Origin of the sequence: Candidatus Amarolinea dominans, assembly GCF_016704685.1 — a bacterium.
Lineage (GTDB): Bacteria > Chloroflexota > Anaerolineae > SSC4 > Amarolineaceae > Amarolinea > Amarolinea dominans.
Map to the genome: position 1 here is coordinate 42838 of NZ_JADIZS010000044.1, position 22207 is coordinate 65044.

The following is a 22207-nucleotide window of genomic DNA, read 5'->3' on the forward strand; positions in this document are numbered from 1 at the left end:
ATCCAGGTCCGATCAACGCCTACATTTGACCTTATTTTGACCTTGTTTGGAATTCCTGGGCGCGGAAGGATCTCTTTGACATGCGTCAACTCTTACAGCACATTGCCGCGCACCAGGATCAGTTGATTCGCGATCTCCTGGCCTGGTGCGCGCTGGAGTCCCCTTCCAACGATCCGGCGGCCACTACGCGCATGGCGCAGATGGCGGCCGGTCACCTGGCCGCGGCCGGCGCCGCGGTGGAGATCATCCCTGGCCAGGTAAACGGCAGCATGGTGCAGGCCACCTGGGCCGGCGGCGACGGCAAGCCGCTCTTGCTCCTGGCCCATCATGACACGGTACACCCCATCGGCAGCCTGGCGCGCAATCCGCCGCGCGTCGAAGATGGTCGCGTCTATGGCCCTGGCTCCTACGACATGAAGGGCGGCGCCCTGCTGGCGGCCGCGGCCCTGGCGGCCATCCGCAGCCTGGGGCGACCCTTGCCGCGGCCGGTCATCCTGCTGAGCACGGCCGATGAAGAGCTATCGAGCACCGACTCGCGCCCCCTGATCGAGGCGCTGGCGCGCCAGGCCGAGGCGGTGCTGGTGCTGGAACCGGCCTTCTACGGCGGTGAGTTGAAGACGGCGCGCAAGGGCGTGGGCACCTTCACGATCAGGGCGCTGGGCCGCGCCTCGCACGCGGGCGGCGCGCACGAGCTGGGCATCAACGCCATTGTGGAGCTGGCGCACCAGGTTCGGGCGCTGACCGACCTGACCGATTACGAACGCGGCATCACCATCAGCGTGGGGCTGATTCAGGGCGGCAGCGCGGTCAACACCGTGCCCGCGGCGGCTGAAATGCAGGTGGATGCGCGCGTGTGGCGTCTGGAAGATGCAGCCTGGGTCAATCAACAGGTCTATGCGCTGCGCCCACACCTGCCGGGCGCCAGCCTGCAGATCAGCGGCGGCGTGGAACGGCCGCCGATGGAACGCCTGCCAGGCACCGTGCGCCTGTTCGAGCTGGCGCGGCGCCTGGGCCAGGAGATCGGCCTGGACCTGGTCGAGCGCGCAGTGGGCGGCGCCAGCGATGGCAATTTCACGGCGGCGTTGGGCATTCCCACCCTGGATGGCCTGGGCGTGTGCGGCGATGGCGCGCATACCGATGAGGAATATGTCTTGATCGGGCAACTGGCGCCGCGCGCGGCCGTTCTGGCGGGACTGCTGTTGAATGTGTAGAACGGTAGTTCTCGACGGGCGTGAACGCGGCCGTTCACGGCGTCCATTGGGCGGCGGCGGCCTGCACGTCTACCACGGTCAGCGCGCCATCGGCGTCATGATCGAAGCGCGCGTTCCAGCCAATGTCACCCTCATGGCTGCCCCAGCGCCCGGCCAGGGCGGTGATGTCGTCCAACTGCGTGGCGCCGTCACAGTCTACGTCGGACCAGGCGCAGGTGGGCGCGCCGGCCAGGCGCAGCGTGGTGACGCTGAAGGGCGCAAAGCTGTAGGTGAAGGTGGAGGCGACGCCGCTGACCGGCAGGGGCGGTACGCTGCCCAGGTTGACGGGCGGGCTGGCGTTGCCGTTGTAGCTGACGCTGGTCGCGCTGAGGCTGGCGCCGGCCGCGACGTAGGCCACGCCAGAGCCGCTGGGCGCAAAGTCCTGCAGGTTTAGTGTAGCTGCCAGAGCCTGATCCGTCTTGTTGATGGCGAGAATAGTGAGGCCGTCGTTGGCCAGGGCCGCGTAGGCGCTGAAGGTGGTGGCTGCGTTGGCGGAGTTGTCCAGCGCGAGGAGCATGTCGCCCATCTGGCGCCACAGGGGAAAGCTGAAATAGCCGGGCGTGCGGCGGTAGCTGTCCCAGTTGAGCAGCAGGCCGTAGTCGCCGCCGTTGCTGGAAAGCCCGTTGACGATGTCCCACTGATTGGCCGCGGCGACGCCGCCCTGGATCAATTGGCCCAGGGTGTCGGCCAGGAAGAGCAGGTTGACGGTCTGCAGTTGCAGTTCCTCCGGCTCGGTGTAGTAGGCGTTGTACTCGTCGGCCACGATCTCGAGATGGCGCGAGGGCGCGTAGGTTGCCAGCATGGTGCGCACTTCGGCCAGGATGGCGGGCCAGTGGCTCGGCGGGTCTTGCAGCAGTTGTTGATAGCTGGTGTTGCCCGGCGGCAGGGCGTAGTAATGAATGACGTAGAAGTCAATGCAGTCGCTGGCGTTGCTGAGCACGGCCAGGCCCCAACCGTTGTATTCGGTGGCGTTGAGCGCGCCGACGATGCCCACCTCGATCGTCGGATCAACCGCTTTCATGGCTGCGCAAAAGGCGTTGGCGCCGTCATGGGTGGCGTCGCCCTGCATGTATGCCGTCCCATCGTGTGTCCAACTCGTTTCCCACGATCCGTAGATTTCGTTGCCGATTTCCCAGCGGCGAATGTTCCAGTTGTGAGTGACATTGGTGAACTGCACCCAGGCGGCCGCTTCGGCCGCGCTGCCGCTGCCGAAGTTGGCGGTGAACAGGCCCTGCGTGTTGGTGGCCTGCAGCAGGCTGACGAATTCGGTGGTGTTCATGGCCCAGGCGTTGTTGGCCGCGCCCGGATCCCACTGCGCCCAGTGGTACTCGTCGGAGCTGCTGCCGCCGGGGTAGCGCAGCACGGTGATGCCGCTGGCCGCCACTTTGGCGACGAGATCGGCGTCGGCGTGGATGTTGCCATTCCAGTACGCGGCGTTGCTGCCGTAGAGGGCGGTCGGCAGACGGCGGATGCCTTGCGCGCTGTGAATGGTTAGTTGCGGCGGCGCCGGGTCGGGCGCGGTCAGGCGGATGTCGTCCAGGTAAAAGGCGGCATTGGCGCCGCCGCTGTCATTATGCCAGGTGATGCGCGCAAAGCTGGGCGCGGGATCGGCCAGGAGATCGGCCAGGGGGATGGCGACTTCGGCCCAGGCGCTGGCCGGCACGCCGCCGGGCGGCAGATACTGATTGAGCGCCACGGGCGGCTGTTCACCGCCCCCATCGCTGGTCTGCAACAGCACCTGGATGATCTGGCCGCCCACGCCGCCGCCGTGAATGGCAAAGCGCAGGGTGTCATAGGCAGTGACGGGAATGGCTTCATGACGCAGGCTGAGGCCGCCCCAGTTGTTGGTGTACTGCACGGAGATGGCCCGATCGGGCAGGCCGCTGACCGGATCGGCCGCGTTGAAGTTGAGGGTTGTGCCCCAACTCCAGTTTTGCCAGTCGCTGGCGAGCGAGTCGGTGTAGATGGGGAGGGTCAGCAGCAGCGGCGCGTTGGCCGCGGCGCCAGGTGCGAACGCCCCGAGGAAAATCAACAGAATCCATAGTCGGCGTAACATGGTGGTGTACCTCCTGATAGGTTGAAATCACTCCCGCCTTGTGTAACCATGAGACATTGCCAGCGCCTGGCAACGCTGCAGGCGAGACACCCGCGCTCGCGCCGTGTGATGCCTTCGTCCTGTCGAGATGGCTGCCTGAACTGAGTGTGGTATAATACCTGTACAAAGTCCGCAGTGACGTGAATGCCTGGCATGGGGGATTGATAAATGTTTCATCAAACAATGACAAATGTGCCTGGTCGGGCCAGGGCAATCGTATTCTTGCCGAAAGAACTTCTGCGTGCCGTTGATCGCTTGCGTCCGCACAATACCAGTCGTTCTGATTTCATCGAACAGGCGGTGCGTAGTTTCCTGGTACAACGCAGACGCGAAGAACAAAATGCCCGTGACCTCGAGATCATCAATCAGCGCGCTGAAAACCTCAATCGAGAAGCTGAGGACGTGCTGACCTACCAGGTTGCTCTATGAAACGCGGTGACCTGTATCGAGTGACAAATCCCTCGGCGCGCGACCCCAAGAAGTCGCGCGTGTTCGTAGTCGTGAGCAGACAGGTCTTGATTGACTCCCGTTTCTCCACAGTCATTTGCGCGCCTGTTTATTCGAATCACGACGGCTTGTCAACACAGGTGCCGATTGGGATTGCTGAAGGTTTGAAGCACGACAGCAGCATTCACTGTGATGAATTGGTGAGCCTGCCCAAATCACTGCTGACTGACTACATTGGTGCGTTGACCCCCAGACTGATGGGTATGCTGAGCCAGGCGTTGCGAGCTGCCCTTGACTTGCCAGACTAACCAGAACTGCCGCCAGGCAGTGCTCTACTACTTCCTCCTAGCTTTGATCCCATAAGATCCATACGAAACCCTGGTTGTTGCCCAGGGAGAAGGTAAAGTCGCGGCTGTCGCGCTCGCGGTTGCCGTCCAGGACGTGCATGCTGTAGCTGCCGCCGACGTTGCCGCCGGGAAGTTGGCCGGCCGGGATGGCAAACTCCCAGTTGTACTTGCCGAGCGGCCCCTGGTTGGCGGTCAAGGCGGTGCTGAGCACGTTCTCCGGACCGGGCACCGGCTGTCCGTCTTTGAACAGGCGGATGCGATAGTCACCCTGCGGCTGACCGCCATCCACGCCGCTGTGAACGAAGGCGAGCTGCATCTTCAGCTCACCGCCGCCGTTGTCCTGGAAGCCGGGGCCGCCGCGCACTTTGAACTTGCAGCCGTCGCCGCCAATGCCCGCGCAGGGGTCTGCAACCGGCGGCGGGGCCGGGGTGTTGGTGGGCGGAACGGCGCGCGGCCGCGGGGTGTTGGTGGGTCGCACCGGGGTGCTGGTGGGTGGTACGGAGGTGTCGGTGGGCGCGAGCGTGGCCGTGGGCAGCGGGGTGTCGGTGGACACGGGGGTGGCCGTGGCAACCGGCGTATCGGTCGGCAGCGGCAGCGGGGTGGCTGTCGCCGGCACCGCGGTGGCGGTGGCCGGCGGTTTTGGGGTTTTGGTCGGCGTGGGGGTGGCGGCCGGGCCGGGAGCGCCGCAGCCTGTCAGCAGGAACAGGGCCAGGGCCGCGCTCAGGAGTGGCAGCAGTCGCCACACAGGCTGTGCCGCGTGGGGCTGCCGGCGTGCGCAGGCTGCAGGTTGGTTGGTACGGTAGCGAACGGGATAGGGACGGAAAAAGCGTGGCATCGGACGTCCTTTGTTTTCAGGTTGGACTCGGTTCGCCGCTGGGCGACCGGTCGCCGGCCGTGCGGGGGGCGCCAGGCGAGGCTGATTCTACCACGAGGGCGAAAAATCAAGAAGCGGTGATGCCGCGCCGCAATTTCAACGGGCCGCACGTGCGCGTGTCCTCTCAACCGGTCAGCTTTCAATCAGCCGGCTATTTTGCCGGCTATTTCGAGATGAAAGGCATGATCTGTTTGCCACCCAGGTTGACATCGCCGCGGGTGTAGGGGCCAACCTGGTTGTCAAAATCGAGCAGTTGCACACGCCAGTAGATGTGGCCAGGCACGACCAGGCCGGTCGGTGTCCAGGTTGTGCTGTCGGTGTTGAGAGTGACTGGCGCGGAAAAAGTTTCGCTGCGGTCGTATTGCACACGGTAATAGGCGGCAGGCGCGCTGGGCTGCCAGCGGAAGGTGGGGGTGACGCCGGTCACCGCGCCGGGCAGCGGTGACAGCAGCGGCGGCGCCTGATACTCCTTGTAGAACGACTCACGCGGGCTATACGGGCCTTCGCGGTTGTTGGCATCCAGGAAGGCCACTTTCCAGTACCAGGTGCCATCACGAAACGGCTGGTGCCAGACCGGTGTGAAGGAGCTGGAGGAGGTGTCTACCTGGAGCGGGCTGCCAAAATTGGGGTCATCGTCTATCTTGAGGCGGTAGCGGGGCACCGCGAAACGCGGCTCCAGTGTGGGCGTCAGAATGGGAGCCCATTGCAGGGTGGGCAGATTGGAAATGGCAACGCCGCCGATGGGCGCCAGGGGTTGTGGAAAAGGCGAGGCGCGCGTGAAGCTTTGCGTGGCGCTCCAGCGCCCCTGCACGGAGGCTGAGCGCCGGGTGGCGACACGCCAGAAATAGGTGCCTTCACCTATGGCGCTGAACCCGGTGGTGTCCGTCGGCGTGAAGGAGATCCCGTCCACGGCTTGGTTGACCAGGGGTGAACTGAAATCGTTGTTGTCGTCTACCTGCAAGGTGTAGCCAGAGGCTCCTTCGACGCGCTGCCAGGAGAAAGTGGGGGTGGTAAATGTGGGCGCCGATGTCAGTCCGCCGGTGGGCAGGCTGTCCAGCGTGAAACGGCTTGGCTGTGACCAGGGGCCGTAGTCGAAGAGGGTGCTGGGCGGCGGTAGAATCAGCTCATGGCGCACCCGCACGCGCCAGTAGTAGGACTGGTTGTTGGCATAGACTTGCTTGGTGGTGAAGCTGGTGGCCAGGAACATGTAGAGCGGGCTAGGGGTGAAGTTGCTCTCCCAGGTTTCCCAGGTTTCGACGACATCGGTGAATCCAGGATCACGGGCCACTTCGACCTGGTAGCCATCTACCGAGTCGTAGGCCGGCATCAGCCAGCGCAGGCCGGGCATGGCGACCTGCGCCAGCAGCCCCTCGCCGGGACTATCGAATGGGTAGATGGGGTTCAGCGCGTCACTGGTGAAGGCAAAGCGGGTCAGGGTGTTGCCGGTGGCCGCGGGCAGCGCCTGCCGAATGGCGCTATCGGCCGCGCTGGTAAATGCGGCCAGGGCCAGGCTGCCGATCCAGTTGGCGTCGCCGGAGCCAAGCGCCACATAGGGCAGGCGAATTTCGATATCTTCGCCAGTATCAGCGACCGCGCCGCCGATACTGGCCAGGCTCTGCGCCGCGCCCCATCCGCTGCCGTTCCAGGTGTAGAGATAGGTCGAATCTGCGTTTGCCAACCCGCCGTTGCGCTGGGCGTAGAGGACGTATTCCGGGCGATAGAGGCCGTCCGTGCTGATGGCTTTGCCGAGCGGGTCACTCGTGGCGCCCGCTCCGCCCCGACACACGGCCGTGTCAGGATCGTTGCAATGATTGGTGTCGAAGTAGATGCCAAATTGCAGGGCGCCATAGGACTGGGTGTCGAGGGCGATGACCCAACTGAGGCGGCTGGCGTCTACGTAACGGTCCTGCGCGACAAACAGACCCTTCAACTCCTGACTGCTGCCGCTGGCAACCTGGTTGAGTTCACTGCCGACCAGCGGCTGCGGCAGCGGGTAGTCGAATCGGTTGCCGGTGAGCAGACGGTGACTGATGTTGAAATGACGCACCTCGCTCCAGTCGCCACCTGGCTCTGGCCGCACACGCCAGAAATAGGCGCCGTTGGGAAGCCGCGCCTGGCGGTCCTGCCAGGGGACGTAGTTGAGGAATTGTGCGCTGGCTTCGTCCACGAGGCGGCTGAAGTCACGGTCTTCGGCAATCTGCACCCGGTAGCTGGTGGCCGCGGGCGCCGGTTGCCAACCCAGGATGGGCGCATCCACGGTGGCTTCGCGGCCATCGTCTGGAAAAAGCAACTGCAGGGGGGCGGCGGCAGGCAGCGTCTGGCGGGCGCTGTCCAGCCGCGCCAGCGAAGTCATGGGAAAGCCGAGGCGCGTCGAACCGACGTAGGCGGTGACGGTCCAACTGTACAAGCGCCCATTGAGTAGACCGGAGAAGGGATTGTTGGTGGTTGGCGCCGCGGCATGACCGGCGGTGGTCAACGAAAAGGCCAGCGTGCCATCGAGAGCGTCGCGCACTTCCAGCATGTAGCGATCGGCCGCCTGGTATGGGCGGGCGCCGCCGGCATCGTGGACCGTGTCCCAGATGAAGAGAGGCGTGGCCTGGGTCGCGTCAGCCGTGACGGCCAGATTGGTGTCAGACTCAGCGTAGTGCGGGGGAAAGATGAGGTTGGGGCCAAAACGGGCGCCGAAATCAAAGCCGCGCACTTCGCTCCAGGGTGATAGGTTGCCGCGCGCATCAATGGCCCGCACGCGCCAGTAGTAGGTGGCATTGAGAATAATTTCGCCCCAGCCCGTGTGCGCGTAGACGGCGCCGTAGATGCGCTCATCGAATTTGATCGGCGCCGCAAAGCCGATGCTCTCATCTACCTGGATTTGATACTTTTCCGCGCCGGCCACCGGCATCCAGCTAAAAACCGGGTGGCCCAGGGCAATCTGGTTGTTGAGCGGTGTCAGCAGGCGGGGGGCCAGGTTCCAGCGCATCTGAAAACGGCGCACCTCACTCCACGGCCCGGTGTTGAACTGGGCATCCACCGCGCGCACGCGCCAGTAGTATTCCTGGTCGTTGGCCAGGTTGCGATCGGGCGTGAAGGCGGCGCTGCGCGTGGTGTAGATCGTGACGGTGGTGAAGTCTGGGCTGGTGCTGACTTCCAGGCGATATTCACGCGCCCCGGCGACGGCCGTCCAGCGAAATTCGGGGGAAAAGGTCAGCGGTGGGTAGGGATTGTCGGCAGGGGCCAGCAGCCTGGGGGTTTCATTCCATTCCAGGCGGAAGGAGACGAGCGGGCTGGGAGCGCCGTAGTGTTCGCGGTTATCAATGGGCGTGACGCGCCAGTAATAGAGGCCGCTGGCCAGGCGAACGGTGGGCGTATGCGCGGCTTTGAGCGTCAGCGCACTGTAGTCAACCGAACCGAAGTTGAGGTCGCCATCAACCTGGAACAGATAGCGCGCCGCGCCGGGCACCTCGCTCCAGGAAAAGACTGGCGCCGAGAAGGCGGCCAGGGTGGCGCCGTCGGCCGGCGCCAGTGGCTGGGCCACCACCACACCGCCGGCGCTCCAGTCTTTGCTGAAAAAGCGCGGGCTGCTGTAGGGTCCCCAGCCGAGGGTGTTGCCGGCCTTGACGCGCCAGTAGATGATGCCGTCGCCCAGGGATTTGGTGGGAGTCCAGGCAGTAGACAGGGTATCGGCCTCTTCCAGAATCACGGCAAAGCCGGAGGAATTGCTCAACTGGACATAATAATGGGTGGCCACGGTCTGGCTGGCCCAACGCAGGGTGGGGCTGCCGGTGGGCGGATCGGTCAGGGCACTGGTAGACTCGCCATCTTCCGGCTCCAGGAGCACCGGTTCCACCAGCGGCACGCGGGTGGCGGTTGAGGTGGGGGTCCGTGTTGGCGTGCGCGTCGGCGTGCGCGTGGGAGTCGGCGTGCGCGTGGGGGTCGGCGTACGCGTGGGAGTCGGCGTACGCGTGGGGGTTGGCGTGCGCGTGGCGGTGGCCGGCGGTGTGGTGGGCGTCGCCAGCGGACCGGATTCTGCCAGCGCGGGGATGCCAGGAAAACTGGCTATTACGGCCAGGGCCAGAATCCAGATCAGGCGATGCCTGTGACGTAAGAAGAAGGTTGACATCATAATCCCCCGTGAAACACCGTGACGTGTCGTGCTTTGCGGTCGTGGCGCCCCGCCGATGTGCGAAACCCGGCGGCGCGGTCAAACGGACTGCAAGCACTGACAAACAGTGTAGCCACTATGCACGGGCGACTGAATAGGATTGTGGTCACGAAGACGGTGAGGCGGGTGGCTGGACGTGCGGCGTGAGGAAAAAAACAGGGGCGCCGCTGTGGGCGCCCCTGTGATGGCTAGGCTTCGAGGGCGTAGACTGTCAGGTGAATCGTCACGTATTCAAAGACACTGCGCGGCTCCCCGGCGCCTTCAGCGTAGGTCACGCTGGTAACTTCGGCTTTTAGGGCCAGCGTTTTGGCTTGGATGGTGAAGATTTGGTTGGGCGCAATGGGCAGAATGTCACCTTTTTCGGCCAGGCGCTCGTGAAGAGCCGGGTTGCCCTGCGCATGGTCGCTGATCAGCACGGTGGTCACCGTGTGAATGTCGCTCTTATCGAAGAGCCATACTTCGAGCGCGGTGGCCTGCGTGGAATCGGAATCGAGGGCGCTGGCGATACCCATGCCACATTCCCCACGATAACCGGCGCCTGCCTCTCCATCTACGACGAAGGCTTCGTCGTAATCAGTATCGCCCTGGTGGTAGACCGCATCGAATTCGGCCAGGCGCTTGCCGGGCACCAGGGTGGTGCTGGCCGGCATTTCATGCGCAAGACTGGCGGGCGCAGCGACAGGTAGCGCAGGCTCCTGCAAGGTTGAAACAGTGTCGGGGATCGGCGGCGGCGGCCGATAACTTGTCGTGGTGGCTGTAAGTCGCGACGGTGGTTCCGCGTCTGCGCTGTAGGCGCCGATTATCTCGCCATCTATGACATTGCCCGTGGGGAGCGGTTCGATCGTTGGCAAAGCCCCTGCGGGTATGGCGGCCGGCTGCTGTAGGCGTGCGACGATCACCCAGGCCAGGAGACCCAGGCCGGCGCCGATGACGAGGACTCCTAACAGCAGGCAGAGCAGGGTGAGCAGGCTGCTGTTGCGTTGAATGATACCTGTGGTGATCGTCGGCGTGGCGGTGGGCGGCGCGGCCGCTGGCGCAGCCTGCACCGCGTCGGCCAGGCTTTGCACATTCTGCGCTTGTTGGATACGGCCTTCGGCGCCGTAGCGCGCGGCCAGCTTGTCCAGCCGGGTGCGGGCTTCGGCCGGCGTCCATTCCTTGAGGCGCTGCTGCGCCAGGTCGAAGTTGCCACCGGCGGCATAAGAATCCGCCACGGCTGCCAGATAGTTATTTTGCGCGCCTTCACGCAGGTCACGCAGGTTGGCGTTCGTCCATTTGACGGGGAATAATCCCCAGCCCAGGACGAACAGGCCGACGAGCATTCCGGCGACAAATACCACGAGGAGTGTACGCCAGTTGTGAGTGGTGGTGAGTCGGTTCATAGGGCGATGTTTCCTCCTGCTCCTTTCTTTGGGCTTCCTTTGGACTTTCTTTGGACTTTCTCCGGACTTTCTCCGGACCAGATCAGGCAGCCGGCATGGTGGCAATCGCCGGGGTGTCAGGGGTGGGTGGCCCTGCTGATCCCGGCGCCGGCCACAGATCAGGTCAAATCCCGCATCAAGGCATGGTCAGCGCCATGACCGCTTTTTGCACGTGCAGGCGATTTTCGGCTTCGTCGTAGACCACGCTCTGCGGGCCGTCAATGACACTGTCGGTCACTTCGATGTTACGATCGGCGGGCAGGCAGTGCATGTAGATGGCGTCGTCGTGGGCCAGGGCCATGCGGCGGTCATCGGTGATCCAACTGGTGTATTTCTTGGCAATCTCGGCCGCCTGACCGCCATCCTCGGTGGTCAGCAGGCAGCCCCAGCTCTTGGGGTAGACCACATCGGCGCCGGTAAAGGCTTCGTCCATGTCGTGCGTGACGCTGAAACTGCCGCCGTAGCGTTTGGCATTATCCTGCGCCTCTTGCAGCAGGTGCGGCATCAGACTGTACTCCGGCGGATGCGCCAGGACCACATCCATGCCGAAGCGGCTCATCTGGATGATGAGAGACTGCGGCACCGAGATGGGCTTGACGTAACTGGCGGCATAGGCCCAGGAGACGGCGATCTTCTTGCGCCGCAGGTCTTTGCCCTTCTTTTCCATGATGGTCATCAGGTCGGCCAGGATTTGGAAGGGATGGTAGACATCGCACTGCATGTTGAGCACCGGGGAGCGGCTGGCTGCGGCCACCTCGCGGATGTACCTGTTGCCGTAGTTCCAGTCACACTGGCGGATGGCGATGCCGTCGAAGTAGCGGCCATAGATTTCGCCGATCTCTTTCGCCGTGTCGCCGTGACTGATTTGGGTGGTCTGCGATTCGATGAACGCGGCATGGCCGCCCAACTGCGCCATGCCCGCTTCGAAGGAGCCACGCGTGCGCGTGCTGGTGAAGAAGAAGAGCATCGCCAGCACTTTGTCACGCAGGTAGGCATGGGGAAGGTTCAAGGCGCGCATGCGCTTCAAGTCAAAAGCCACGTCGAGCGCCGTCTCGATCTCTTCACGCGTCCAGTCGGTGTCGCCAATGAAGTCACGTCCGCGTAAGTTGGTTTGCATAGTCTCGGAATCTCCTTATAGCAGCGCGGGCAGTAGGGCGTAGAATTCTGTGGCCTTGACCACGTCATCCAGGCGGTTGCTGTCGTTGACGGTGTGGGCGGTGGTTTCATCTCCGGGGCCGAAGCCGATGCTGGGGATGTTGGCCTTGCCCATCCAGTAGGTGCCGTTGGTGCTGAAGTCCCACTTGCCGGTGGGCGCAGCGGGCAGCCCCAGGGCTGTGCGCGCCGCCTGGCCGGCCTGCACCAGCGCGTGATTTTCGTCCAACGCCCAGGCCGGGTAATACTTGTCCACGGGGTAAACGAAGCCGGTGTAACTTGGGATGTCGTAGAAGAGCATATCCACCTTGATATCACCGGCGGCCTGGTTGGCGGCCGGGATCAAGCGCCGCACCTGCTCGATGGCCTCGTCCCTGGATTCGCCAAAGGTGACGCGGCGATCAATGAAGATCGTCGCCTCATCGGGCACCGCGTTCAGGCTGGCCGTCTGCGCTCTGATGTCTGAAACGGTGATCTTGCCATGCCCCAGGAAAGGGTCATCGCCCAACTGCGGTTCCATGTCGCGAATGGCCGCAATGACGGGCAGCAGTTTGTAGATGGCGTTGTCGCCCAGGTGATTGGACGCGGCGTGCGCGCTGCGGCCCTTGGCCACCACCTTCATCTCCACGCGGCCTTTGTGTCCGCGATAGACCTTCATCCTGGTTGGTTCGCCGATGACGACAAAATCGGGGCGCACCTGCGGATCAATTTCGACGAAGGTATTGGGGGCAATGCCATCGCAGTCCTCTTCCATGTTGCCGAACACATAGCAGGTAAATCCGTCCAGCAGACCCAGGTCGCGGGCCAGGGCCAGGCCATAGACCATGCCGGGCGCCGAGCCTTTTTCGTCGCCGGCGCCGCGGGCGAAGAGGACGCCGTCTTCAATCTTGCCCTGGAAGGGATCCCATTTCCAGGCGTCAGGATCGGCAATGCCTACCGTGTCAATGTGGGTGTCATAGACGATGACGCGCGGGCCGCTGCCGATGCGCCCCATGATGTTGCCCATCTTATCGAAGCGTACCTCATCGTACCCCAGGCTCTCCATCTCTTGGGCCATGCGTTTGCCAACCGCCTCGATCTGGCCGGCCATGCTCGGAATGGCGCACAGCTCACGGAAGAAGGTGCTGATCGGTTCCCACTGCGCAGCCACGCGCCGCTGAATCTCCGTCACCGTGGTTTGTGAAGGATCTTTTGACATAATCAATTGACCTCGTTGCTTGTAATCTTGTCAGACATATGCTACATTGTAGCACGAAGCGCGTCACCGGTCAAAGAACATCAAAGAAGGTCAACCATGAGGATGCATCACAGCCTGCGCAGGTGGACTTCGCAATGGTAGCAGCGACTTGCAGTCGCCGGGCCAAAGCAAAAGAGCCAACCTGATCCAGGTTGGCTCTTTCTATGGCGGGGAGGGCGGGATTTGAACCCGCGACACCCTTGCGGGTGTACCCACTTAGCAGGCGGGCGCACTAGACCATGCTATGCGACCTCCCCCGGTTGGCACCTGGCGGAGGGAGAGGGATTCGAACCCCCGGTGACGCAGAGCGCCACAACGGTTTTCAAGACCGCCGCCATCAACCGCTCGGCCATCCCTCCTGACACCTCTTGTCAAGCGGCGCCAGTATACCATCCGCGGGGGTGACTGTCAAAAATTCTGGCCGTTCAGCGGACGCTATGGCTGACGGATCACCTCGGCGCCGCCCATGTACGGGCGCAGAACGTCGGGCACCACCACCGAGCCATCGGCCTGCTGGTAATTTTCGAGCACGGCAATCATCACACGCGGCAACGCCAGGCCCGATCCGTTCAGGGTGAAGACGTGCTGCGGTTTGCTGTTGGCGTCTGGCCGGTAGCGGATGTTGGCCCGCCGTGCCTGAAAGTCGGTGAAGAGCGAGCAGGAGCTGACTTCCAGCCATTCGTTGACGCCGGGCGCCCACAATTCGACATCGTACTTGGCGGCTGCAGAAAATGCCAGGTCGCCAGTACACATTTGGATGATGCGGTGCGGAATCTGCAAGCGGCGCGCGATGTCTTCGGCATTGTCTATCAGCTTTTGTAGCTCGACTTCGCCTTGCGCCGGCTCGACGAACTTGACCATTTCCACCTTGTCGAACTGATGCCCGCGCTTGATGCCGCGCACGTCGCGCCCGGCGCTCATCTTTTCACGCCGAAAACAGGGCGTGTAGGCCACGTGATAGATGGGCAACGCGCCGGGCGGCAAGATCTCGTCGCGATACAGATTCGTCACCGGCACCTCGGCCGTGGGGATCAGCCAGTAGTCTTCTTCCGCGTCATGGTAGAGATTATCAGCAAACTTGGGCAGGTTGCCCGTGCCCACCAGGCACTCAGCCTTGACGATATAGGGCGGATAGATTTCGGTGTAGCCATGATCCATGATGTGAACATCGAGCATCCAGCTAATCAACGCGCGCTGCAGGCGGGCGCCCAGGCCCTTCAGCACGTAGAAGCGCGAGCCGGAGAGCTTGACGCCGCGCTCGAAGTCCAGGATGCCCAGCGCCTCGCCGATTTCCCAGTGCGGCCGCGGGCTGAAATCGAACGCGCGCGGCTGGCCTTCGACGCGCGTGACGATGTTCTCGCTCTCATCCTTGCCCACCGGCACCTGTGGCAGCGGCAGGTTGGGGATGCGCAGCCACGCGTCGCGCAGGGCCGGGTCAATTTGCGCCAGGCGCTCCTCCAGGGCTGCGATACCATTGGGCAGTGCGGCCAGCTCGGCTTTGAGAGTCGTAGCCGCCTCGTGCTGCCCCTCGCGCAGCAGTTGGCCGATGCGCCGGCTGTCGGTGTTGCGGCGGGCGCGCAGGGTCTCCAGTTCCGTCAGAACCTTGCGCCGCTCGTCGTCCAGCGCCAGGGCCGCGTCGAGCGGCACGTCGAGCGCCTGTAAATCCTGCATGGCCTGCTTGACCATCTCCAGGTTGTCACGCACAAATCTGATGTCTAACATAGTTGGCCCAATTCTAGCAAGAGTTGGCCGCTCCGTCAAGGCAAGGCCCAGCCGAAGCAGGCGCTGACGAGCTGCACGTCATCAATGTCCACCGCGCCATCTTGATTGGTATCGGCCGCGGGCAGGTAGCAGGCGTCGCCGCTCTGGCATGACCAAGCCGCCGCGGCCGGCCCGATGTCGCCGATCACGTCCACCACGTGGTTGCCGTCGAGGTCCGCCACGCTGCACAGATACTGCGCGCTGGCGGTCTCTTGCAGCGGATTGTCCAGATTACTGCGAATCGGCGCGCCGATGGGGCCGGCGGCCGGCGGTTGGATCACCCCGGAGAAGACGATGCTGAGCAGGCCGGTGGGGTTAGTGATTTCCGTGCCTGATTCGCCGTAGGAGCCGCTCGAACCAGGATCGGCGCCCTCCGTGCAGCTGCCGGCGCTGCTGTTGTCCCGATAGTAGTGCGCCGCGGCGCCGCCGGCCGCGGTCAGGCTGTCCAGCACCACGATGCTGCCCTGGCTGCCGCTGTATTGCACCCAACTGCGCGGCGCACCGCCGATGGCCGTGCCCGGCGCGACGCCGTTGACCGGATCGGTGCTGCCGGTCGCGTCGTAGTAGGTGGCGGGCGCGAAGGCGCTCAGGTTGGGGTCGCGCAGGTCGAACGTCACCCGCATATAGGCGATGCTGCACACGTTGGGATCACCGGCCAGCGTAGCCAGATCCAAGCTGGACGAGACATACAGACTATCGCGGTAGATCAGGGTAGGGGTCAATGGCCCACCGCCCACGACGCGCACCGCGCCATCCTTCGTCGGCGTCAGGTCGAAGTCGGGCGGCAGGTACTGCGCCAGATCTTCTTCGCACAGATATTGCGTGGGCAGGCAGAAGCCCAGAAAGCGCGGCTTGATGCCGATGCGCAGGTGTGTGCGGTCCAGAATGTCCTGCGGGGAAGGGGTGTAATTCTTGATGCGCAGTTTTTCCAGCCCCGGATGCCAGCCACTGCTGCCGGACGCCAACGGCGATAGGCCGGCCAGGTAGGCGGGTGTATCGAAGGTCTTGTCCGCCGTCACATAGGCGACATAATCAGCGGGCGCCAGCGCCAGCGCGTCCTGGCTGCGCACGATGTAGGCATACGCCGCGTTGGCCGGATTGGCCGGGTCGGCCACCTTGACCTCCACCCGCGGCAGGGTCAGGCGGTCGCTGGTGAGCAGCCACGTCCAGGCCGGCGCCTGATCGCCCAGGTCGCCGACCATGAAGGCGATCTCGTCGTTGGCGTCGAAGGTGGGGATTTCATCGGTGGTGGTGTAATAGCCTGTCGCATCCACCTCATCCACCTGGAACGGAATAATGGCCCAGGTGGTGGTGGCGGCATGGTAGACAAAGACGAAGAGATCGTTGACGTCGGCGCCGATGAGCGCGCTCGCCTGGCTGCCATTGATGGCGATCCCTTCGTACGAATCGGGCGCGACGCGCACGCTGGGCGAACTGGCCAGCGCGCCGCCGAACGCCAGCAGCAGCAGCATTAGGGTTGCGGCCATCAAGAGCAAGGGCGAGATCCTGAGATTGCGCATGAGTCGAATGGTCATGGCAGGTTCCTTCCTGTGAGTTAGCGGGCAGCCTGCATCTGTTGATTGAGGCTGGCCCAGGCGGCTGAAAACGATTGATTGGTTAGTTTATCCAGATCGAAGCGCTGGCGTTCGCGGCGGACCGCGGCGGCCAGCGGGCTGGCGGGATCGGCCTGCTCGAAACCGGTGAGGACGGCCTGCAGATGGCCCATGGCGGCAGGCGAAATCGTCAGGCGGGCGGCGCGATCCTGGTGACCGGCCAGCGCGTCCAAGCCAGGCGCCACCGCGGCCAGGAACGCGGCCATGTGATGTCGCAGGGCGGGGTCTTGCGCCAGGATGCGGGCCATGGCCCCCGAATGCTCGTAGTACAGGTCAATCAGGTGCTCGCCGGCCGGCGCGCCACGCATCACCTGTTCGCGCGTGCGGTACATGATGAGCGCGGTGTGGATGGCCTCGCCCGGCGATTTGAACGCGGCCTGGTCCGCCACCGTCGTCTGCACCGCGCAGCCGCCGCTGCTGCAAGGCGCCGCGGTGTTCATCTCCACCGCCAACAGCGCCTCGCTGACCTGCGTGCAGTCCGCGCTCGTAATGCCGTAGCTGCCGATCAGGTCCTGGCACGATTGGTTCAGCGCGTTGAGATCATCCACGAAGGTGGACGCCTGGGTCAGGTATTGGCTGAGCGCCCGGTACTGCACGCGGCCCATCTTGTCCAGGCCGATGCCGGTGATGGTGTGGCCGTTGAAGCTGCCGCCGGCGGCCATCAGGTAGGCGGCCTTGTTGGGGATGCCGCTGTTGGTATGGACGCCGCCGTTGTCCGCGGTGGTGCAGTCATAGCTGGAGACCTTATCCGGGTCGCCGTAAATTGTGGGGTCGGCCATGCTGCGGATGGCGCCGATGCCCGGCAAATCCTCGCCCATCAGCCAGGCCACCGGCGGTGTGTCATTGCCGGCGCCGTTGGTCATGTCAATGATCTCGCCGAAGATGTCGGAGAACGACTCGTTGAGTGCGCCCGACTGGTTCTGGTAGATCAGGTTGGCTTCGTTTTCGGTCACGGCGTGCGTCATCTCATGCGCGGTGACGTCGTCAATCGGGAAGCCGTCGCCGAAGACCATCTGCGTGCCGTTCCAAAAGGCGTTCTGGTAGTTGGAGCCATAATGCACGGTGGCTTTCATCGCGGCGCCGGCGCCATTGTAGCTGTCACGACCAAAGGAGGCGAAGAAGTAGTTGTAGGTATCGCCCAGGTACTGGTAGGCATGATCGGCATCGTCATCACCGGTGGCCGGCCCGCCTTCGCTGCGCACCAGGGTGCCCGGCAGCGACTGGGAGTGGTTGGCGGTGTAAATCTGGCGATTGCGCGCCGTGTCCAGTTCGTTGTACGAGGTGAGCACCGCGCCGCTGTGCGCATCCAGCACGTACAAGAAGCGCGCTGGAATCTTCTCGTTGTCAAGGCGAATCAACCACGCCAGGTGATTGCCGCTGACGGCGGGGTCAATCACCGAGGTGTAGATGCGCAGTTCCGGCTTGGCCCAAACCACGGCCTGTGGATCAATCGAGCGTGCGACGGCCAACGCCGCGTCCGCGCTTTGGCTTGGGCTGGTGTTGACCGCCAGACCAGGCACAAAATGCCCATTGATGGTGTTGACCGTCTGCATATCGGCCGCATAGTGTACCAACACCTCAGCGCCAAATACCGGCACGCCCTGGAAAACCTGCTGCAAACGCACGTGGGTCATGCCCAGCGCGTCGCGCTCGACCGCGCTGAGCGCCAACTGCTGCGCGGCGCCGGGCATGGCCAGGGCCGCCTCATGCTGCGCCACAAAACGGCGGGCCGCGCCGGCCGGGTCCTTCGCCAGCGCGTCGGCCTCCATGCCGCTGACGATGCCGCCTTCACTGCGGACGAAGGTGGCCGCACCGGTTGCCAGGTCGCGCGTGATGGTCAACGCGCCGCGGGCCGCCTGGCTCAGGCTGTCGGGCGCGGGCGGTGCGCCGCTGGCGGGCAGAACGCCGACCAGCAACGTGCCCAGGATCACAAGAACGATGAGCGAACGAAACATCTTGGACATACAACACTCCTTTGCTTTTTCAGTCACATGAGTATGGTCAGGACGATTCCTGGCCCACGTAGAGCGGTCCGCGTGTGGCGATCAGATCGCCCGTCCAGGCGACGTGACGACTCTGCGCCTGGCGCGCGGCCCGCGTGGTCTCGTTTAGTTCAGTGCTCAGGGTATTCAGGCGGGCCAACGCCAGCGCCTCCAGGGTGGCCGGGCCGGACGCTCCGGTGTAACCGTGGTGACTCAGCACGCTGTGGCGCAGGCGCAGCGCCAGGTCGGGCGCAAAGTCGGGAATTTGCGCCAGGCGCTCGACCAGCCAGGCGTCGCCAAGCGCCTGATGGCCGACCAGGCGCGCAGCCGGCAGGCGGCTCATGCTCTCGTTGGCGCCAGCCTCGATCACCCGGCCCACGTCATGCAGCAGGATGGCCGTCGTCAGCAGGTCGCCGTCCACGGCCGGGAAGAGCGCCAGCAGAGGGCGTGAGAGTACCAGCATCTCCACTGTGTGTTCCAGCAGGCCGCCGTGGTAGGCATGGTGCAGCGGGCTGGCGCGCACCTGGCAAAAATCGGCCAGGAAATCGGCATCGCCGAAGATGCTGTCGAGCAGGCGGAGCAGATCGAGATGCCCAACCGTGCGGATGGCATCGCGTAAGACGCCCAGCATCGCTTCCACGTTACGCTCGCCGGCCGGGGTCGCGCCGGACAGATCGTAGTCGGTCGGGACGATTTCGTGCGGCCGCGCCGGGCGAATCTGCCGAATGGCCAGATAGATCCGTTCCTGATACTGACGGACCCGGCCTTGCACCTTGACCACGGCGCCAGGGCTGATGAGGTCCGCCATTTCTTCGGCCTTGTCCCACACCTGCGCTCCGATCTCGCCGGACCGATCGCTCAGGAGCAAGGACAGAAACGAACCCGCGGTCGGGTCCTTGAACGGGCGCAGCCGGCTGCGTTTGACCAGGAAAAAGTCAAGCACGGCATCGCCTGGCTGCAGGCTGCTGATGAATTGGGTCTTGGCCGGCATGATGGTCCTCTTCTGTGACAGGCCCCAACCTGACAGGTCAGGATTTGGGTTTTAGCGTTTTCGTTTTATAATGACGGCATGGCGCCAGGTCGCAAGCTCTGCCAATCAATCTATCAGGTTCGATGTCCGCTCCACCAATGGAATTTCCACAGCCTGGGGGCCGTGGTGATTGGTCTGTTGGTGGGTTTGAGCGCCTGCGGTCAGGTGATCACCCGGCCCACGGCCACCCCGCTGCCCGCAACGCCCACTGCGGTCGTTACCGCAGCGGCCACGGTACGACCGACCTCCACCCCTGCGCCCTACACACCTGAGCCAACCGCGACGCCTACGGTGACGCCGACGCCGGTGATCTATACGATCCGCAGTGGCGATACCCTGCTCGCCATCGCGAACCGCTTCGGCGTCAGCGTGGCGGCCCTGCAGGAGAGCAACGGCATTTTGGACCCGCGCAGCCTGCGTGTCGGCCAGGAGTTGATTATCCCGACCTCGGCCGATACCGTCGTGGCTGGCGTGGAACCAACGGCCACGGCCACACCGCTGCCCTTTGCGATTGAGAATCTATTTTTTGCCGAAACGCCGTTGGGCGGCCTGTGGTGCTTCGGCAATGTCGTCAACGGCGCTGGCGTACCCCTGGAAGGCGTGCAGTTGGCCATTAGCCTGCTTGCCGCTGATAACCAGGTTTTGAGCCGGGTGCAGGGCGCACCGGTGGCGGACCTGGTTGAAGTCAACGGTCGTGCGCCGTTTGCCCTGCTGTTCCCCTCGGCGCCGGCCACATTTGCCGGTTACCAGGCCGAAGCGCTGACCGCCATGCCGGCCTATCTCGGCGGCTATTACCGCGACCTGGACGTGCGCACCGCGGCCGGCGGCGGCGCTAACTTTGGGACCTACCAGGTCAGCGGCCAGGTGTTCAATGTCGGTCCCGAAGACGCCGTGCAGGTGTCCCTGGTGATCACGCTCTACGACGCCGCGGGACGGGTAGTGGGCGTGCGCCGCGCCGAGCCGGAGCACAACGTTATTCCCCCTGGCGGTCATACTGAATTCGAGATTGACCTGGTGCCGGCGACCGGCCCCGTGGTGACAATTGAGATTATACCACAGGCGCGGCGGAATAGCCCATGAGGCTGTTCTGATACTCCCATGACACAGAAGAGAGCTATGAACGATCACGCACTTTCACCCTTACCCACCATGTCCATCGGATATCGGCTCATGCGGGCACTGATGCGCCTCCTGCTGTGGTTGCTGACCGACTTCAAGGCCGAGGGCATGGAGAACATTCCGCTGAACGGACCGGCGGTACTGGTGTCCAATCATCTCGATACCATGGATGGGCCGGCGATTTTCATCATCCTGCCGCGCCAGGTCACGGTGTTTGCCGCAGACAAGCATAATCGCCCATTCTCCTTCTTTGGCTGGCTGCTGCGCACCTTTGCCAACGCCATTTGGGTGGCGCGCGGTGAAGTTGACCGCAAGGCCCTGCGCGCCGCCCTGGACGCCGTGGCCCGCGGTGAGATGTTGGCGATTGCGCCGGAAGGGACGCGCAGCAGAACCGGCGCCCTGCAAAAGGGGCACGATGGCACCGCGTACCTGGTTGCGCGCAGCGGCGCGCCGATGGTGCCGGTGGTCGCGTGGGGGCAGGAGAAGACTTGGTCAGAGCTGGCGCATCTGCGTCGCTCCCGCGTGCGCGTGGTGGTGGGCAAGCCTTTTAGCTTGCCGCCGGAGGCCGCTCACGCCCGCAGCGCCGAGTTGGCCGTCTACACCGATCAGATCATGCGCCGCCTGGCAAGCCTGCTGCCGCCATCTTACCGGGGCGTTTACGCCGACCGGCTCCCCCCAGGAGACACCGCATGATGATGAAGACACCCGCTCTGCGCTTGACCGGTGGCCTGCTGATGCTGGTCGGTGCGCTACTTCTGGGCCTGGCCGGCTGGACCTATGTGCAAGGCAGCCTGCTACCGCCGCCCTTGCCCGCCGGTCCCCGCGACCCATCACTGGCAGCGGCCGCTTTGGTAGCGCCCGCATTGGAAGCGCCCGCTCTGTTGCTGCCGGATAACCGCGGGCCAGTCAGTGACGCGGCGCTGCCTCCTGTTGCTCTCACAGCCGTGCCAACGCCAACGACCCTGGCCGCTCCGCGCGCGACGCCTACCGCCACCGGCGATGACATGCTGCGCGGCGCCCTGATAACGCCCATCGCAACCCCCACCCAAACGCCTCGGCCCACCGCAACCCCCACCCAAACGCCTCGGCCCACCGCAACCGCCAGCAGTCCAGGCATACCCACGCGCCTGCGCATTCCCAGCATTGGCGTGAACGCCGCGGTCGTTCCCGTCGGCTGGAACTCGGTCACCCGCAATGGTCAGACCACGCTCGAATGGGAAGTGGCTGATTTCGCAGCCGGCTGGCATGAAAATTCTGCGCAACCGGGCGATGTGGGCAATGTGGTGCTGTCCGGGCACAACAACATCAGGGGCATGGTCTTCCGCCGCCTCTCCGAGATCAACGTGGGCGACGAGATCACACTCAGCGTGGGCGACCAGGATTTCACCTACACCGTGCTGGATCGCTTCATCGTCAGGGAGAAGGGGGAGCCGCTGGCGGTGCGTCAGGCCAATGCGCGTTGGATCGGCCCCTTCGCCGACACCCGCCTGACCCTGGTGAGCTGCTGGCCCTTCACCAACAACACCCATCGCGTCATTGTCATCGCCACGAAGTATTGAGCTGACCCAAAAAGCAGGATCGTAACCACGTAGGGCGCGACCACCTGCCAGGGTGGATCGGCATGGGTGGTCGTCAGCGGCGCGGGCTGCTGCGAGGTTGGCTGTGTCATGGGTTCATTGCTGACAGCGCTACTCTGGATAGGCGCCGGAGCTGCCGCGTTGCT

General features: G+C 64.1%; 16 protein-coding genes and 2 tRNA genes. 6 read left to right on the forward strand and 12 right to left on the reverse strand.

All coding sequences use genetic code 11. The annotated features are described in order from the left end of the window. The first annotated feature begins 80 nt into the window (after positions 1-80). Positions 81-1211 (forward strand): M20 family metallopeptidase, encoded by a 1131-nt coding sequence (locus tag IPF85_RS21485; RefSeq protein ID WP_343410104.1) that lies wholly within the window; start codon positions 81-83, stop codon positions 1209-1211. A 34-nt stretch (positions 1212-1245) separates the two neighbouring features. Here IPF85_RS21485 and IPF85_RS21490 read toward each other — a convergent pair whose 3' ends face one another. Then, on the reverse strand, positions 1246-3306 hold the full coding sequence (locus IPF85_RS21490) for a hypothetical protein (protein WP_343410105.1): 2061 nt from the start codon (positions 3304-3306) through the stop codon (positions 1246-1248). Between the two features lie 207 nt (positions 3307-3513). Here IPF85_RS21490 and IPF85_RS21495 point away from each other — a divergent pair, with 207 nt between their 5' ends. Further along, positions 3514-3774, forward strand: a complete 261-nt coding sequence (locus tag IPF85_RS21495; protein WP_343410106.1) for a hypothetical protein — start codon at positions 3514-3516, stop codon at positions 3772-3774. Continuing rightward, positions 3771-4100, forward strand: coding sequence for a type II toxin-antitoxin system PemK/MazF family toxin (locus IPF85_RS21500; protein WP_343410107.1), 330 nt, complete (start codon positions 3771-3773; stop codon positions 4098-4100). Before IPF85_RS21495 ends, IPF85_RS21500 begins: the two co-directional genes overlap by 4 nt. A gap of 37 nt (positions 4101-4137) precedes the next feature. Here the strand turns inward: IPF85_RS21500 and IPF85_RS21505 are convergent, their stop codons facing one another. The 11 genes from IPF85_RS21505 to IPF85_RS21555 all read right to left on the reverse strand — a co-directional run bounded on the left by IPF85_RS21505 (position 4138) and on the right by IPF85_RS21555 (position 19326). Further along, a complete protein-coding gene (locus tag IPF85_RS21505; protein WP_343410108.1) occupies positions 4138-4974 on the reverse strand; it encodes a hypothetical protein in 837 nt (278 codons plus the stop codon). Positions 4975-5176: 202 nt separating this feature from the next. After that, positions 5177-9133, reverse strand: a complete 3957-nt coding sequence (locus IPF85_RS21510) for a hypothetical protein (RefSeq protein WP_343410109.1) — start codon at positions 9131-9133, stop codon at positions 5177-5179. Positions 9134-9360: 227 nt separating this feature from the next. Then, a complete protein-coding gene (locus IPF85_RS21515; RefSeq protein WP_343410110.1) occupies positions 9361-10551 on the reverse strand; it encodes a hypothetical protein in 1191 nt (396 codons plus the stop codon). A gap of 175 nt (positions 10552-10726) precedes the next feature. Further along, positions 10727-11707: an ornithine carbamoyltransferase gene (locus IPF85_RS21520; RefSeq protein WP_343410111.1), complete on the reverse strand. Its 981-nt coding sequence runs from the start codon at positions 11705-11707 to the stop codon at positions 10727-10729. A 15-nt stretch (positions 11708-11722) separates the two neighbouring features. Beyond that, on the reverse strand, positions 11723-12940 hold the full coding sequence (locus IPF85_RS21525) for a YgeY family selenium metabolism-linked hydrolase (protein WP_343410112.1): 1218 nt from the start codon (positions 12938-12940) through the stop codon (positions 11723-11725). A 204-nt stretch (positions 12941-13144) separates the two neighbouring features. Beyond that, positions 13145-13236, reverse strand: a tRNA-Ser gene (locus IPF85_RS21530). Positions 13237-13247: 11 nt separating this feature from the next. Beyond that, positions 13248-13338, reverse strand: a tRNA-Ser gene (locus IPF85_RS21535). 76 nt (positions 13339-13414) lie between these two features. After that, the gene (gene serS / locus IPF85_RS21540) at positions 13415-14701 is read right to left on the reverse strand and encodes a serine--tRNA ligase (RefSeq protein WP_343410113.1); all 1287 of its coding nucleotides are present in this window, start codon (positions 14699-14701) and stop codon (positions 13415-13417) included. 35 nt (positions 14702-14736) lie between these two features. Further along, a complete protein-coding gene (locus IPF85_RS21545) occupies positions 14737-16275 on the reverse strand; it encodes a hypothetical protein (RefSeq protein WP_343410114.1) in 1539 nt (512 codons plus the stop codon). Between the two features lie 20 nt (positions 16276-16295). Beyond that, positions 16296-18317, reverse strand: a complete 2022-nt coding sequence (locus tag IPF85_RS21550; RefSeq protein WP_343410115.1) for a M4 family metallopeptidase — start codon at positions 18315-18317, stop codon at positions 16296-16298. A 37-nt stretch (positions 18318-18354) separates the two neighbouring features. Continuing rightward, entirely contained in the window at positions 18355-19326 is a 972-nt protein-coding gene (locus IPF85_RS21555) for an OB-fold nucleic acid binding domain-containing protein (protein ID WP_343410116.1), read from the reverse strand. 165 nt (positions 19327-19491) lie between these two features. Between IPF85_RS21555 and IPF85_RS21560 the strand changes: the two genes are divergently transcribed. The 3 genes from IPF85_RS21560 to IPF85_RS21570 are packed head-to-tail and all read left to right on the forward strand — an operon-like array spanning position 19492 to position 22043. Continuing rightward, positions 19492-20445, forward strand: a complete 954-nt coding sequence (locus IPF85_RS21560) for a LysM peptidoglycan-binding domain-containing protein (RefSeq protein WP_343410117.1) — start codon at positions 19492-19494, stop codon at positions 20443-20445. A gap of 36 nt (positions 20446-20481) precedes the next feature. Next, positions 20482-21177 (forward strand): lysophospholipid acyltransferase family protein, encoded by a 696-nt coding sequence (locus tag IPF85_RS21565; protein ID WP_343410118.1) that lies wholly within the window; start codon positions 20482-20484, stop codon positions 21175-21177. After that, positions 21174-22043, forward strand: a complete 870-nt coding sequence (locus tag IPF85_RS21570; RefSeq protein WP_343410119.1) for a sortase — start codon at positions 21174-21176, stop codon at positions 22041-22043. Before IPF85_RS21565 ends, IPF85_RS21570 begins: the two co-directional genes overlap by 4 nt. Positions 22044-22207: the final 164 nt, after the last annotated feature.

Bases quoted from the DNA above. Each gene is read 5' to 3' on its own strand.
- IPF85_RS21495 (WP_343410106.1), top strand. From the start codon at position 3,514: ATGTTTCATCAAACAATGACAAATGTGCCTGGTCGGGCCAGGGCAATC.
- IPF85_RS21485 (WP_343410104.1), top strand. From the start codon at position 81: ATGCGTCAACTCTTACAGCACATTGCCGCGCACCAGGATCAGTTGATT.
- IPF85_RS21500 (WP_343410107.1), top strand. From the start codon at position 3,771: ATGAAACGCGGTGACCTGTATCGAGTGACAAATCCCTCGGCGCGCGAC.
- IPF85_RS21570 (WP_343410119.1), top strand. From the start codon at position 21,174: ATGATGATGAAGACACCCGCTCTGCGCTTGACCGGTGGCCTGCTGATG.
- IPF85_RS21545 (WP_343410114.1), bottom strand. From the start codon at position 16,275: ATGACCATTCGACTCATGCGCAATCTCAGGATCTCGCCCTTGCTCTTG.
- IPF85_RS21525 (WP_343410112.1), bottom strand. From the start codon at position 12,940: ATGTCAAAAGATCCTTCACAAACCACGGTGACGGAGATTCAGCGGCGC.
- IPF85_RS21520 (WP_343410111.1), bottom strand. From the start codon at position 11,707: ATGCAAACCAACTTACGCGGACGTGACTTCATTGGCGACACCGACTGG.
- IPF85_RS21565 (WP_343410118.1), top strand. From the start codon at position 20,482: ATGAACGATCACGCACTTTCACCCTTACCCACCATGTCCATCGGATAT.
- IPF85_RS21510 (WP_343410109.1), bottom strand. From the start codon at position 9,133: ATGATGTCAACCTTCTTCTTACGTCACAGGCATCGCCTGATCTGGATT.
- IPF85_RS21550 (WP_343410115.1), bottom strand. From the start codon at position 18,317: ATGTCCAAGATGTTTCGTTCGCTCATCGTTCTTGTGATCCTGGGCACG.
- serS (WP_343410113.1), bottom strand. From the start codon at position 14,701: ATGTTAGACATCAGATTTGTGCGTGACAACCTGGAGATGGTCAAGCAG.
- IPF85_RS21505 (WP_343410108.1), bottom strand. From the start codon at position 4,974: ATGCCACGCTTTTTCCGTCCCTATCCCGTTCGCTACCGTACCAACCAA.
- IPF85_RS21515 (WP_343410110.1), bottom strand. From the start codon at position 10,551: ATGAACCGACTCACCACCACTCACAACTGGCGTACACTCCTCGTGGTA.
- IPF85_RS21490 (WP_343410105.1), bottom strand. From the start codon at position 3,306: ATGTTACGCCGACTATGGATTCTGTTGATTTTCCTCGGGGCGTTCGCA.
- IPF85_RS21555 (WP_343410116.1), bottom strand. From the start codon at position 19,326: ATGCCGGCCAAGACCCAATTCATCAGCAGCCTGCAGCCAGGCGATGCC.